This window comes from Mangrovibacterium sp., from assembly GCF_041596335.1.
Classification (GTDB): domain Bacteria; phylum Bacteroidota; class Bacteroidia; order Bacteroidales; family Prolixibacteraceae; genus Mangrovibacterium.
The window spans coordinates 83,554-96,982 of record NZ_JBFHIT010000001.1; the positions used below are offsets into that span (position 1 = coordinate 83,554).

11 protein-coding genes are annotated in these 13,429 nt (G+C 42.8%); 5 read left to right on the forward strand and 6 right to left on the reverse strand.

The annotated features are described in order from the left end of the window. Positions 1–190 precede the first annotated feature (190 nt). Positions 191–1,252 (reverse strand): DUF2027 domain-containing protein, encoded by a 1,062-nt coding sequence (locus ABZD21_RS00275; protein WP_372771950.1) that lies wholly within the window; start codon positions 1,250–1,252, stop codon positions 191–193. 111 nt (positions 1,253–1,363) lie between these two features. Here ABZD21_RS00275 and ABZD21_RS00280 point away from each other — a divergent pair, with 111 nt between their 5' ends. Next, positions 1,364–2,602, forward strand: a complete 1,239-nt coding sequence (locus tag ABZD21_RS00280; RefSeq protein ID WP_372771952.1) for an S-adenosylmethionine:tRNA ribosyltransferase-isomerase — start codon at positions 1,364–1,366, stop codon at positions 2,600–2,602. Between the two features lie 72 nt (positions 2,603–2,674). Here ABZD21_RS00280 and ABZD21_RS00285 read toward each other — a convergent pair whose 3' ends face one another. Both ABZD21_RS00285 and ABZD21_RS00290 read right to left on the reverse strand, forming a co-directional pair. Beyond that, on the reverse strand, positions 2,675–3,382 hold the full coding sequence (locus ABZD21_RS00285; RefSeq protein ID WP_372771954.1) for a GW dipeptide domain-containing protein: 708 nt from the start codon (positions 3,380–3,382) through the stop codon (positions 2,675–2,677). A gap of 167 nt (positions 3,383–3,549) precedes the next feature. After that, positions 3,550–5,340, reverse strand: a complete 1,791-nt coding sequence (locus tag ABZD21_RS00290) for a GNAT family N-acyltransferase (RefSeq protein ID WP_372771955.1) — start codon at positions 5,338–5,340, stop codon at positions 3,550–3,552. Positions 5,341–5,521: 181 nt separating this feature from the next. On the opposite strand from ABZD21_RS00290, the gene ABZD21_RS00295 reads away from it, so the two are divergent. Next, on the forward strand, positions 5,522–7,363 hold the full coding sequence (locus tag ABZD21_RS00295) for a YgiQ family radical SAM protein (protein WP_372771956.1): 1,842 nt from the start codon (positions 5,522–5,524) through the stop codon (positions 7,361–7,363). Between the two features lie 342 nt (positions 7,364–7,705). After that, positions 7,706–8,461, forward strand: a complete 756-nt coding sequence (locus ABZD21_RS00300) for a DUF4197 domain-containing protein (RefSeq protein ID WP_372771957.1) — start codon at positions 7,706–7,708, stop codon at positions 8,459–8,461. A 135-nt stretch (positions 8,462–8,596) separates the two neighbouring features. On the opposite strand, the gene rny is transcribed toward ABZD21_RS00300, so the two are convergent. From rny to ABZD21_RS00315, 3 genes are all read right to left on the reverse strand, one after another. After that, positions 8,597–10,147 carry a ribonuclease Y gene (gene rny / locus ABZD21_RS00305; RefSeq protein WP_372771958.1) on the reverse strand — a complete coding sequence of 517 codons (1,551 nt, stop codon included), beginning with the start codon at positions 10,145–10,147 and terminating at the stop codon, positions 8,597–8,599. Between the two features lie 107 nt (positions 10,148–10,254). Further along, the gene (locus ABZD21_RS00310; RefSeq protein WP_372771960.1) at positions 10,255–10,554 is read right to left on the reverse strand and encodes a cell division protein ZapA; all 300 of its coding nucleotides are present in this window, start codon (positions 10,552–10,554) and stop codon (positions 10,255–10,257) included. Between the two features lie 15 nt (positions 10,555–10,569). Then, entirely contained in the window at positions 10,570–10,806 is a 237-nt protein-coding gene (locus ABZD21_RS00315) for a hypothetical protein (protein ID WP_372771962.1), read from the reverse strand. Positions 10,807–11,075: 269 nt separating this feature from the next. On the opposite strand from ABZD21_RS00315, the gene ABZD21_RS00320 reads away from it, so the two are divergent. Together ABZD21_RS00320 and ABZD21_RS00325 are read left to right on the forward strand one after the other, a co-directional pair. Further along, positions 11,076–12,785 carry a M23 family metallopeptidase gene (locus tag ABZD21_RS00320; protein WP_372771964.1) on the forward strand — a complete coding sequence of 570 codons (1,710 nt, stop codon included), beginning with the start codon at positions 11,076–11,078 and terminating at the stop codon, positions 12,783–12,785. 92 nt (positions 12,786–12,877) lie between these two features. Beyond that, positions 12,878–13,363, forward strand: a complete 486-nt coding sequence (locus ABZD21_RS00325; protein WP_372771965.1) for a bifunctional precorrin-2 dehydrogenase/sirohydrochlorin ferrochelatase — start codon at positions 12,878–12,880, stop codon at positions 13,361–13,363. The last annotated feature ends 66 nt before the right edge of the window (positions 13,364–13,429 follow it).

Here is a 13,429-nt window from a genome sequence, read left to right on the forward strand (position 1 = left end):
TGGCGTAGAAAGAATTTCTTTCTCCTGAAAGCAAATCAGTTAGGTGGACACAGATTGGAATACCGAATTACAAATTCGCTTATCAATTTTAGTTCGAAGCAAGATTGGGAGGAAAAACAGATGTAAAAATGACCGTATCGAAAAACGACGGAACACTTTTCCAGACGTTTTCCGATACGGAATTAATTAGTTACTTGCGGATAATGACCATTGTAGCACCGTAGCCATATTCCTGAAAGCTGGCATCCTGATGCGCATATTTTTTGAACTTGCCCGACAATTCGCGACGCAACTCCTGCTTTAAAACGCCATTTCCCAGCCCGTGAATAAAAACCACTTTTTTAACCGCGTTGTTCGAAATGGCTTCCTGCATCTTCGCACGAAAAGTATTCATTTGCAGGTCGAGCATATCTTTGTTCGACATTCCGGTGGTGGTGTCAATTAACTCATGAATGTGAAGATCGACCTCCACCAATTCGGGAGTTTCAACTTTAGCCTTTTGAGGCTCACGAGCGGGTTCCTTTTCGCGCGATGCTTTGGTTAGGTCTTTTTTGCTCAATTCCTTCAACGCCTTATCCATTTCCGACTCATTTAGCTTGTAAAGCATCACTTTTTCGCTAAAGAAGTCCGATTGTTTGAAACTTCCCGATTTGTAAAATTTCACCGGATTGATGGCGATTTTCTTGCGGAGAGGTTTCTCCAGACGTGGCGATTTATCGCTATAAAACAGCAACTGAAAACCAAATGCCGGCAAGCTGCCAATATCGGCTTGCGACAAGGTACCCAGCAACAACTTGGTATTGGGTTCCAATTTCCCGGCATCCTGAGTCACATACTGTTCATTTTGGAAATGACTGTAATGATAGAGGATAAAGAAATTGCTGTCGTTTACCAGATAGACTTTGGTTTGACCATCTAGCGGATTACGGCTGTTTTCGGGCAGAAATGCCAGGTAGAATTCAGGCTCATCATTTCCGGGAATAATCGTTGCCGGCTCTTCTCGCTGCACTTTTCGCTCCACTGGCTTTTGCGGTGCTGTTCCCCGGCGAATAAAGTCGCTCACATCAGGCTTCTTATCGCTGTTTGCAATTCCTTCCTGGTCAATTTCATCCAGGATGATTTCGTTGATCATGACCGGAATTTCAAAGCCATCTTCGTTTTCCACATGAACCATATTTTTACCAACTATTTTGGTAATTACTCCGCCACCAACGGAATTCATAAATTTAACCCGATCTCCGATTTGATACATAGCATTTCAATTTTGACACAAAAGTAACAAAAGCAAGCTCCAAAATCCAAACAATCCCTCATTCCTTCATTCCTTCGATCGCTAATCCATTTTTTTGTATTTTTGCCGCCCATGAACACACAAAATTCAGAAACAACAGTCTTCAACCTCAGTGCTCAGGCTCTAAACTACGAGCTTCCTGATGAAAGCGTGGCAAAATATCCGCTCCCGCAGCGCGACCAATCGAAATTATTGGTCTGGCAAGATGGACTGATTAACGATTCTAAGTTTCGTTCGCTAACCGACTTTCTGCCTGCCGGAAGTCTGTTGGTTTTCAATAATACAAAGGTGATTCGCGCCCGTTTGCTTTTTCAAAAAGAAACCGGTGCCAACATCGAAATTTTCTGTTTAGATCCGCTCGAGCCGGCCGATTACCAAATTGCCTTTCAGCAAACTAAAACTTGTAGTTGGAACTGCATGGTTGGTAATTTGAAAAAGTGGAAAAACGAGGTTCTGCAAAAAAACCTTCAGCTAAACGGAAAAGAAATTGCGTTTAAAGCCGAAAAATTAGAACAAGTTGATGGTGCCGTGCAGGTAAAATTTAGCTGGGATTGTGCTGAAACCGACTTTGCCAGTCTGATTGAAGCGGCCGGTATTCTGCCAATTCCACCCTATTTGCATCGCGAAACGGAGGAAAGCGACCTTGAACGCTACCAAACCGTTTATTCGAAAATAAAAGGCTCAGTGGCAGCTCCCACTGCCGGACTACATTTTACAGAAGCCATTTTTAGCCAGCTGAAATCGAAACAAATTAACTGCGACGAAGTAACCCTGCACGTTGGAGCAGGAACTTTTAAACCCGTAAAAGCCGAATCGATTGGCGACCACGAAATGCATGCTGAACAAATTATCGTCAGACGTGGCTTAATCGAGCAGCTTATGGCGCACCAGGGAAAACTCATTGCGGTTGGCACAACTTCAATCCGGACACTGGAGAGTTTGTACTGGCTGGGCGTGAAATTAATCCGGAAACCGGAAAGTCAGCTGAATGAACTCGACATTGAACAGTGGCTGCCATACAAATCCGAAATTTCCGTTTCGAAACAAGAATCGCTACAAGCTATTCTTTCCTATTTGGAAAAGCACCAACTACAGACCATAGGTGCCCATACAAAAATCATCATTGTTCCGGGCTATCAATTTCGAATTGTGGACGGTATGATCACCAATTTTCATCAACCGCAAAGCACCCTTTTACTGTTGATTTCAGCTTTCATTGGCGACGATTGGAAACGCGTGTACGAACATGCATTGAAACACAATTATCGCTTTCTGAGTTACGGTGACAGCAATCTTTATTTAAAAGCATAAAAAAGCCGGCGTAGAAAATTGTTGAGCAAACTCATTCCAACCTTCTACCCCGGCTTTTCTTTCAGGCTAAAACTATTTAACTACCGCTCCTTCTACGATTACATGGTAGAAATAACCGGCACCAAAATCTTTATCTACAGCAACTGTTCCCTGCATAGTTACGATATCACCAACGGCAATAGAGGCATCAGTCGTTAGCGTCAGATCGTAACTTCCATCAGCATCTGTTCCATCTTGAATATGCACCCAATTGCGCCCCATAATTTCGTTATTCACTTTCGTAACTTTACCGCGAACAAGCACTTCTTTTCCGGCATATTCAGCTTTCGACGCAAACAACTGGCCAATGGTAATGCCTCCTTTTACAGGTTCAAGCTGAATCGACTGATCCAATTCAACCGACTGACGACCTTGAGCCGATCCATGAGGGTTGGCCATCGCGGGCGAACTGGCCGCCTTCGAAGTTGATAGCTTTTGAACGAAAAAAACACTTGAAAAAACGGTATCAAGGTCGGTACTTTTAAAATCCTTCATCTCCATTGCATCCGCAAAAAAATAGGTTCCACCAAGCTGTGGTTCCATTTTTTCTACTGCAATCCAATACTCCTGATCATTTTCAGCTACCTGCAAGTAGGTATAAGCATTCGCCTGCAACACCTTTTTTACAGCCACTTCATGCACCATCGAGCTAGTATCAATTGGCTCAACTACTTCTTTCTTTTTCCTAACACAGGAAGTCATCAACACAACTCCCAACAGCATTACAGCGATAAGTCTCATGGTATTCACTTTAATATTTCTATTCAATTTTCTTTCATTTGTTGAAGAAACAACAAATATCACCCGAAAGTTAGCCAAAGCGTTTAAAAATTCAATTTGTAAATATCGTTTCCAATTGACCGACATTCATTTGAGTGAGAAAAGATAAAACTCCAACACGGCGTAACCTACTCACGGTGTGCATAAAATCGATTCAGGATCGAGCCGTCGTTCACTTCTTTCGACAAAGATTCGATTGTATTTTTGGGCACATCCAATGCATCCAGTAAAATAAGGCCATCCAGACAGTTATTGAATTTTGGATCGACATTGAAACCGACAATTTTCGCATTCAATTTGATGTATTTTTTCAGTAAAACGGGCAAGCCGGTATTCAGTTCATCCACATCACCAATACATTTATCGAGCATGTTAATGTCGCCCAGATTCTCCATAATCACATTGATGTTCGGATCTTCACTTTTAAATTTGAAGGCTTTCCGGGGCTTTATAAACCGGGCCATATTCCAGTCGAAATGATGCGTCATGATAAACTTAATAATCAGCTCTTTCGATATTTTGGAGTAGTTATTACTAATGCTCACCGGTCCAATCAGGTAGCGGTAATCCGGGTTTTTGAGCAGAAAATACAAAATACCTTTCCACAGCAAAAAAAGCGACATGGGTTGCCGTTGGTATTCTTTGACAACAAACGAACGCCCCAACTCGAGCGACTGTTCTAATACCGGCCTAAAACTTTCCTGCATGCGAAACAGGCTTTGCAGATAAAAACCGGATGTTCCGTAATCGTGCAAAATATCGGCTCCTTTCCCGATGCGGTAGGCACCAACCAATTTCTGAGCCTCATTATCCCAAATAAATAACTGATTGTAATATAAATCGAATTCATCGAGATCGATGCTCCGGTTGGTTCCTTCGCCCACCTGCCGAAAAGTAATCTCGCGCAAACGCCCGATTTCATTCAATAAATTGGGTATTTTACGGGTAGGACAGCAATACACCGAAAAGTTTTTCAAGGTGAACAGGTGAAACTCCGAATCCAGCTTTTTAATCTCGTCGACCAATAATTCCGGGTTTACCGGTGCGACCACTTCTTCTACTTTTTGCAACCGTTTTAGCGAATAGTTGAAAAATCGTTTCACTTCTAAACTACCGCACAAACTATATGTTTTTGCCCGCAAATAGCGGCCATACTGGTATACTTCCGGGAAATTATCCTGGTCTTTTAGCGAAATGGGCATACCGAACCGTATTTTCACCAACTTGTTCTTTTTATTCAGCAGCTCCGATGGTAGTTTGGCTGTCCTCAGGTTCGGGTGTATTTTGCCGATGAGATGAAAAAGACGGCTATTCTTGCCATTAAAATAAACTGGAACAACCGGTACATGCGCCTTTTTAATAAACTTCAATACCGGATATTGCCATTGGCGATCAGTGATCTTGTTATCTGAATCGTAGCTGGAAACTTCTCCTGCCGGGAAAATACACAAAGCTCCTCCGCCTCTCAAATGTTCGTAGGCATTTTTAATTCCACCGATACTCGATCCGGCTTCTTTATTATTTTCAAATGGATTGACAGCCAGAAAAAAATCGCTGATTGGTTCAACCCGTTTTAGCAAAAAATTCGCCAACACTTTCACATCCGGGCGAACCATGCTCATGAGTTTGATCAGCAGAATGCCGTCCAACCCACCAAAAGGATGGTTGGCAACAACAATGAACGGCCCCGTTTTGGGGATTTTCCTGAGATCATTTTCATCAAACTCATAGTTCACTTCAAGTAAATCGAGCAATGCATCAATAAATTCCACTCCTTCTTTATCGCCAATTTGCTGATAAATTTTGTTCAACTTACTGAAACGCAAAACGTACATAATGAACTTGGCCAGATTCTCTCCGCCAAGGTAGGCTAAGTAAGGACTGGCTTTTAGAATATCTTTCGGGTTTACTAGTTCCATTCGTCAGCTTTTATTATTGCGTTAAAAGTAGAAAATGATCCCTTTTTTCTACTACAAATCAAGGCTATTTTTTCGAGGCCCTAACTTCGGAAAATCGCTTTTCTGAAAATAAGACACAAAAGTCTTTAAAATTGCCCAAAAGCAAATTACCTTTGCAACTGAAAATCAATCTATACAAGGTGTGAATTTACTTTATCAGAAATACAAAACGACCGACTGGCTACCAACCACCAAGAAAGAAGTTGACGAGAGAGGCTGGGATCAGTTGGATGTAATATTTTTTACCGGCGACGCCTATGTCGACCATCCGTCGTTTGGGGCTGCTGTTATTGGCCGCGTGCTCGAGGCTGAAGGATTGCGGGTGGCAATTGTTCCGCAACCAAACTGGCAGGACGATCTGCGCGATTTTAAAAAGCTCGGAGTCCCCCGTTTGTTTTTTGCCGTTACATCCGGCAATATGGACTCGATGGTGAACCACTACACTGCCAACAAACGCAAACGCTCTGATGATGCCTACACGCCCGGCGGTCAATCCGACAAACGGCCCGATTACGCGACCATTGTCTACAGCAACATTCTTAAAAAATTATATCCCGAGGTTCCATTGGTTATCGGTGGAATTGAAGCATCGTTGCGCCGGGTAACACACTACGATTATTGGCAGGATAAATTGAAGCCGTCTATTTTAATGGACTCCAAAGCCGACTTGCTTTTTTACGGAATGGGTGAAAAATCGATTGTTGACTATGCCCGGCTCATGCAGAAAGGTGTGAACCCTCAAAGCCTGACCAATCTTCCGCAAACCGCGTTTATGGTCGATAAAGACGAGAATTACGCCACGCAAAAGAAATGGAATACCTTCGATTTATATTCGTATGAAGAATGCCTCCAGGATAAAAAGAAATTTGCGCACAACTTTATGCACATCGAAGAAGAGTCGAATAAAGTTGAAGCCAACAAATTAATTCAGCCAACCGGGAATAAGCTGGTTGTTGTAAATCCGCCCTGGCCGCCAATGGAGGAAAAGGAAATAGACCGGGTTTACGAATTACCATATACCCGCTTACCACATCCGAAGTACAAAAACAAAGGCACAATTCCGGCCTATGAGATGATACGGCATTCCATTAACATTCACCGTGGATGTTTTGGTGGCTGCACTTTCTGCACCATTTCAGCGCATCAAGGTAAATTTATTGCCAGTCGTTCGCAGGCTTCGGTGATGCGTGAGCTGGATCAGGTTACAGAAATGCCCGATTTTAAAGGCTACATTTCCGACCTTGGAGGCCCGTCGGCCAACATGTACCAAATGAAGGGCATTCACCAGGAAATCTGCAACAAATGCAAGCGTCCATCGTGTATTTTCCCCGATGTTTGTAAAAACCTGAACATCGATCACCAGCCCATGCTCGACCTTTATCGTGAAGTTCGCAAGCACCCCAAAGTGAAGAAAGCGTTCATCGGCAGCGGTATTCGTTACGATATGATTTTGCACGAGACTAAAGATCCGCAGGTCAACAAAAATAACATGACCTACCTTCGCGAAGTGATCAAACACCATGTTTCAGGGCGACTGAAAGTGGCTCCAGAACACACCTCCGACGATGTGCTGCGCATTATGCGGAAACCCTCATTCGGCCTGTTTTTCAAATTGAATAAGGTGTTCAACGAAATTAATAAGCAGGAAGGGATGAAACAACAATTGATCCCCTACTTCATTTCCAGTCACCCGGGATGCAAAAACACCGACATGGCAAACCTGGCTGCTGAAACGAAAAAGCTCGATTTTAAACTCGAACAGGTGCAGGACTTCACTCCCACTCCAATGACGCTGGCAACAGTAATCTTCTACACAGGCTTTCATCCGTATACCATGGAACCCGTTTTCACGGCCAAGTCGAAAAAGGAAAAACTGAGTCAGCGGAAATTTTTCTTTTGGTACAAACGCGAATACCAGAAAGAAATCAGAGAAGAATTAACCCGTTTGAACCGGAAAGATTTGTTAAAACGGATTCTCGATTAGACCTTAAAATTCGGAAGAAACAATTGCAAGAATATTGACAAGGGGATGGCATTCACACAAGAATGGCATCCCTTTTTTGTTCTCCAAACAAATCCACCTAACGAATTAACTTCCAGATCTCTTGCACATTTAAAAGCATAAAAAACGAATGACTGATTTACTGCTCAATCGTTCCAAATACCTGATTTGTTTTTCGAACAAAGATCAATGAATTTCAGCAAACAGAAACCCTCTTGGTCCTCTGCCGGATTGAAAGTGCCTTTTTGTACCGAAATAACTTTCGAAGCTTGGCAATTGGCAATTCCGCACAAGATCACGTATCTTCCGTCAAAATTGAAAAAAATGAAACGTACATTACTTCTGCTCGCCATTGTCGCAAGCTTGTTAACCAGTTGCGCCGAATTACACCACATGGCTAAAACTATTTACGAAGATCAACCCTTGACACAAACCGAAATTATTGGCGGATTAAAACAAGCGCTCACGCTGGGGGTAGACAGTTCGGTAAGCCATCTGGCAGGTATTGACGGCTATTTGCAGGATGCGGCAGTGAAAATATTGCTTCCATCTGAAGCTGAAATCATTACGAAAAATATCTCCAAACTTCCGGGTGGCAGCGAATTGGTTGATAAAGTAATTGCCAATATCAACAGCGCTGCATCCGATGCTGCGAAAGAGGCTACACCAATTTTGCTCAGCAGCATTCAATCGATGAGCATTCAGGATGCAGCTGGTGTTTTGGCAGGAGGTGACTTTGCCGCAACTGAATACCTAAAACGTACGAATTACGATGCGCTACTGGCTCTTTACAAACCAAAGATTGAAAACTCGCTGGGGAAAAAACTACTGGGCAATCTTTCGGCTCAGCAATCATGGGATGAAATGACCGGCAACTGGAACAAAATCGCCAATTCCTTCATTGGCCAGGCAGCAGATCTGGAAGCTGTTGAAACCGATCTAAGCACATATCTCACTCAAAAAGCGCTTGATGGTCTTTTCCTAAAAATAGGTGAAACAGAGAAAAACATCCGGCAAGACCCAGCAGCCCGTGTAAGCGAATTACTAAAACGTGTATTTGCCAATACACAAACAAATTAAACAAGCAACCCGGGAACAACCAGCAACGAAAACAGCCGCCTGTAGAAGCCATTCGTGGGCTCAAAGAGTATAAAATTCATCAACTAAAAAAGGCCCGCCGAAGCGAGCCTTTTTTTATTTCAATACGTTTCTGTACTATTTCGCATAGTTTACAGCGCGCAATTCGCGGATCACTGTAATCTTAATTTGCCCGGGATAAGTCATTTCGTCCTGGATATGTTTCGCGATATCGAATGACAACTGTTCTGTGTCGTTATCCGAAATTTTATCGCTTCCTACAATAACTCGCAACTCGCGACCAGCCTGAATGGCATATGTTTTCAGTACACCCGGATACGAAAGCGCCAAATCTTCAAGAGCTTTCAATCGTTTAATGTAAGACTCAACAACTTCGCGACGGGCACCTGGCCGAGCTCCTGAGATCGCATCGCAAACCTGAACAATCGGAGCCAACAGAGTGGTCATTTCCACCTCATCGTGGTGAGCACCAATTGCGTTGCATATTTCTGCTTTTTCTTTAAATTTCTCGGCCAACTTCATCCCCAACACTGCGTGTGGTAATTCCGGCTCATCATCGGGTACTTTACCAATATCATGCAACAATCCGGCACGTTTGGCCAACTTAGCATTCAATCCCAGTTCTGTCGCCATGATGGCACAAAGATTGGCAACCTCGCGCGAGTGCTGCAGCAAGTTTTGTCCGTACGACGAGCGATATTTCATTTTACCGATCATACGGATCAATTCCGGATGCAAGCCATGAATACCCAAGTCGATTGTTGTCCGTTTACCGGTTTCAATGATTTCCTCTTCGATTTGCTTCTTCACTTTGCCTACTACCTCTTCGATACGGGCAGGGTGAATACGGCCATCGGTCACCAACTGGTGCAGAGCTAAACGGGCTATTTCGCGACGAACAGGATCGAAGCCCGAAAGAACGATTGCTTCCGGCGTATCATCCACAATAATTTCAACACCTGTAGCGGCTTCCAATGCGCGAATGTTACGACCTTCACGACCAATAATTCGGCCTTTAATTTCGTCACTCTCGATGTGGAAAATGGTTACAGCATTTTCTATTGCAGTTTCGGTAGCTACCCGTTGGATTGTTTTCACAACAACTTTCTTTGCTTCCTTATTTGCTGTCAGCTTAGCCTCTTCCATGATCTCGTTGATGTAGGACATCGCCTCGGTTTTAGCTTCGTTTTTCAACGATTCAACCAATTGAGATTTAGCCTCTTCTGCCGACAAACCCGAGATCGTTTCCAATTGTTCAACAATCTGACGATGTTGTTTGGTCAATTCGTCTTCTTTTTGCTGAACCAGGTTAATTTGAGCAGTCAGGTTTTCGCGAATACTTTCGACCTGACGTTTTTCGGTATCAAATTCTTTAACGGTACGCTGAAAATCGTTTCTACTTTGCTGAAACGCAGTTTCCTTTTGTTTCATTCTATTTTCGAGAGTTGCTACCTTGTTGTTTCTCTCGTTAATATGCTTTTCGTGTTCTGCTTTAAGTTGCAAGAACTTTTCTTTTGCCTGTAGGATTTTATCCTTTTTAATCACCTCTCCTTCAGCTTCAGCCTCGCTGATTATCTTTCGCTTTTTACCACCGATCGCCTTGTCCCACAGGAAGTAGGACAATACCCCGCCGCCTAAAAAGCCAGAAATTACATATAATATTTCCATTTTTTAAATTATTACTGTTAACTAAAATAAGAGCCCACTATCTGATTTATCATCAACCGTAACCAATTGAAGATAAACCAAAAGCGGGCTCTCGATATATTGTATTTTTATTCGTTCAATGACAAAAATTCGTTCAACTGTTCATCCAGTGAACGGATTTCCTCAACAATCGGTGATTCATCGGACTGCTCTTCCAAGTCCAGATTTTTCAATACAAATTGTAAAGCTGTCATGGCCAGAAAATCCTGAGCATCCTGATTGACATACTTCTTTTTGTATTCCAGAACGATATCATTAATCATCTTCGCAGCTTTCCGAATCTTCGCCTCTTTTTCTTCTTTTCGCTCAATCGTCAACGGATAAACTCGTCCGTTAATATTAATATTTATTGAAAGCTTATCTGCCATTTTTCGATGCATTTGCTACACATTCAACTGAGCAATACATTTATCAATTTCCCGCACTATTTTATTGATGCGTAGTTTTACCTGTTTACGTTCATCATCGTTAACCGATAAAACTTTTGCAACCTTTAAGTCTTCATACTTTTTAACCAGTTGTTCATTTTCACTTTTCAACCCGGCAATTGTGTCTTGCATTTCTGCCAGCTTTCTCTCGAACTCCTGCTTTTCGTCCTTTAAAGCGGAGTATCTTTTCATGAGCAATCTGAGTTTTGCCTTGAAATCGTCCAGTAAAAGTTTATCTTCCCCGGTCATGTTTGTATGCTTTCCCCGACAAAAATAATATTTTTGCCCAATTCAGTATACGAAGATAGGTTTATTTGTTGAATAGCATCTATCGCTGACAGAATGTTATTAACAGCCTATGTGAGTAGCATTCCGGATTGTGAGTAGAAATAGGATGCGAATGCCTGAAATACAATTGCCCCGGAGGCAATGCAAACTTAAACGGTAGTAAAAATTAATTTATGAAATATCTTTTATTTACAATTATAGCGCTCCTGGCAAACGAACCTTATAATCCGTCAATTCAGGCCGACTATTTTGCAGCACCGGTAAAAATTCCAATGTCGCTGGCAGGAAACTTTGGTGAATTACGAACCAACCATTTCCACTCCGGAATTGACATTAAGACGCAAGGTAAAACCGGAATTCCAATTTATGCTGCTGCAGCCGGAACAGTCTCTCGGATTAACATCTCACCCACCGGATTTGGGTTGGCTCTTTACATGGATCACCCAACGGGCTACACAACGGTTTACGCCCATTTGGATCATTTGCGCGACGACCTGGCCGACTATGCCAAAAGCATTCAATACGCGCGGAAATCGTTCAGTATCGATGTGCCGGTACCCAAAGGGAAATTCAAATTGGAAAAAGGAGAGTTAATCGCTTACAGCGGAAATTCCGGAAGTTCGGGCGGGCCGCACCTGCACTTCGAAATTCGCGACACAGCAACCGAACATCCGCTAAATCCATTGCTTTTCAACTTCAACATTCCGGATAAAACCGCTCCAAAGCTGTTATCACTGATGCTTTATCCACTTTCGGATGGCGCACAAATTGACGGACTTCCTCATCAAAAACCGTTCGACCTGGTATTTTACGATGGTGAATACCACCTGAAAGGAAACCCAACCATTACGGCCGGTGGCGAAATTGGATTTGGATTACAGGCACTGGATTATCTGGACGGAAGCTGGAGCAAATGTGGCATCTATGAAATCGGCCTAAGCGTGAATGAAAAGCTTATTTATTCGTTTAAAATGAATGAACTCAGTTTTGACGAAACGCGATATTTAAACAGTCATATTGACTACAGCTATTTGGCCAATCATCGTCGCCGTTTTCAGAAAAACTGGCTGGAAGACGGTAACCGGCTGAGCAACTACCCGATTCATGAAAACAAGGGGAAAGTTGAATTAAAGGAGGGCCAGACATACAGGATCAGCTATTTGATTCGCGATGTTAGCGGAAACCAGAGCCGATTAAATTTTAAACTAACCGGAAAATCGCCAGTACCTGCCAAAAAGCAAACCTCGGGAACTACGGTTTTCTACAATAAGGAAAAACTGGTTAAAACAGATGTACTTAGCGCAGAATTTGAACCAGGCACCTTTTACTCAACCTTCCAACTCGACTATAAAGAACTTCCATCGGAAAAGGGCATTTATTCCAAACTAGTGCAGTTGCACAAACCGGATGTTCCGGTCCATAAATCATTCGATTTAAAAATTAAAGCTGAAGGGTTGCCTGCCGAACTACAGGAGAAGGCTCTCGTTGTATCGATTGACACGAAAACCAAAAAAAAGTATGCGATGGGAGGAACATACAACAATGGCTGGGTTGAAACCAAGGTTCGCCAACTCGGATTGTTTGGCATAGCCATCGACACAAAGGCACCGGAGATCACACCCGTCAACATACAAAACCATTCAACGCTTACCGACCGAAGAAAAATTAGCTTCAAGATTATTGATGACCTTTCCGGCATCAGTTCGTATCGGGGCGAAATAAACGGACAATGGGTATTGTTTGAATTCGATGCAAAAAACAATTTGCTCGAATACTACTTTGATGCGAACCATCTTCAATTAGGAAAAACCCAGGAATTGAACCTAACTGTTGTCGATGGCGTTGGTAACAAGAGTATCTATCAGGCGAATTTTTACCGATAAATGAACGCCAGCCAACAAGCCTACTGTTACAGACTTGTTGGCATCGGCTAATTCTTCAGCTATCTTGTTCAACTTTATTGAATCCAGGAATTATGGAACGAAAGTATTTACCTATATCGCTTGACATCACCAATCAGAAAATCCTCATTATCGGTGCGGGTGAAAGTGCTTACAAAAAAGGCCTCATCCTGAAGCGTTTTAACGCCGACATTGAATTTGTCGCTCTTGAAATCTGCGAGGAAATCAGGAACAGTGGCTGGCCCTACAAACAAAAAGCCTACGAAGCCGATGATCTGGATGGCTACATATTGGTATACAGCTGCTCGAACAACCAGAAACTGGACTGCCAAATCAGGCGGGATGCCAACCAAAAGCGCGTACTTTGCAATATTCACGACAAGCCGAAAATGTGCCAGTACGTATCGCCGGCCGTTTACCAATACAAGAATATGACTGTCGCTGTTGCGTCAAACGGAAAGGATGTCTACAAATCGATCAAACTGCGAAACCACCTGCGGGATTATCTGGATGAACACATGGAAAAAATCCTCGATTTCAGGAAAAAAGGCGAAGACTAGCCTCTGGTTTAAACCGGGTACTCAGAAAACGGGAACCAATAAATCACATCTCCAACAAATCTGTAT

Bases quoted from the DNA above. Each gene is read 5' to 3' on its own strand.
- ABZD21_RS00290 (WP_372771955.1), bottom strand. From the start codon at position 5,340: ATGGAACTAGTAAACCCGAAAGATATTCTAAAAGCCAGTCCTTACTTA.
- ABZD21_RS00275 (WP_372771950.1), bottom strand. From the start codon at position 1,252: ATGTATCAAATCGGAGATCGGGTTAAATTTATGAATTCCGTTGGTGGC.
- ABZD21_RS00280 (WP_372771952.1), top strand. From the start codon at position 1,364: ATGAACACACAAAATTCAGAAACAACAGTCTTCAACCTCAGTGCTCAG.
- ABZD21_RS00300 (WP_372771957.1), top strand. From the start codon at position 7,706: ATGAAACGTACATTACTTCTGCTCGCCATTGTCGCAAGCTTGTTAACC.
- ABZD21_RS00320 (WP_372771964.1), top strand. From the start codon at position 11,076: ATGAAATATCTTTTATTTACAATTATAGCGCTCCTGGCAAACGAACCT.
- ABZD21_RS00315 (WP_372771962.1), bottom strand. From the start codon at position 10,806: ATGAAAAGATACTCCGCTTTAAAGGACGAAAAGCAGGAGTTCGAGAGA.
- ABZD21_RS00310 (WP_372771960.1), bottom strand. From the start codon at position 10,554: ATGGCAGATAAGCTTTCAATAAATATTAATATTAACGGACGAGTTTAT.
- rny (WP_372771958.1), bottom strand. From the start codon at position 10,147: ATGGAAATATTATATGTAATTTCTGGCTTTTTAGGCGGCGGGGTATTG.
- ABZD21_RS00285 (WP_372771954.1), bottom strand. From the start codon at position 3,382: ATGAGACTTATCGCTGTAATGCTGTTGGGAGTTGTGTTGATGACTTCC.
- ABZD21_RS00325 (WP_372771965.1), top strand. From the start codon at position 12,878: ATGGAACGAAAGTATTTACCTATATCGCTTGACATCACCAATCAGAAA.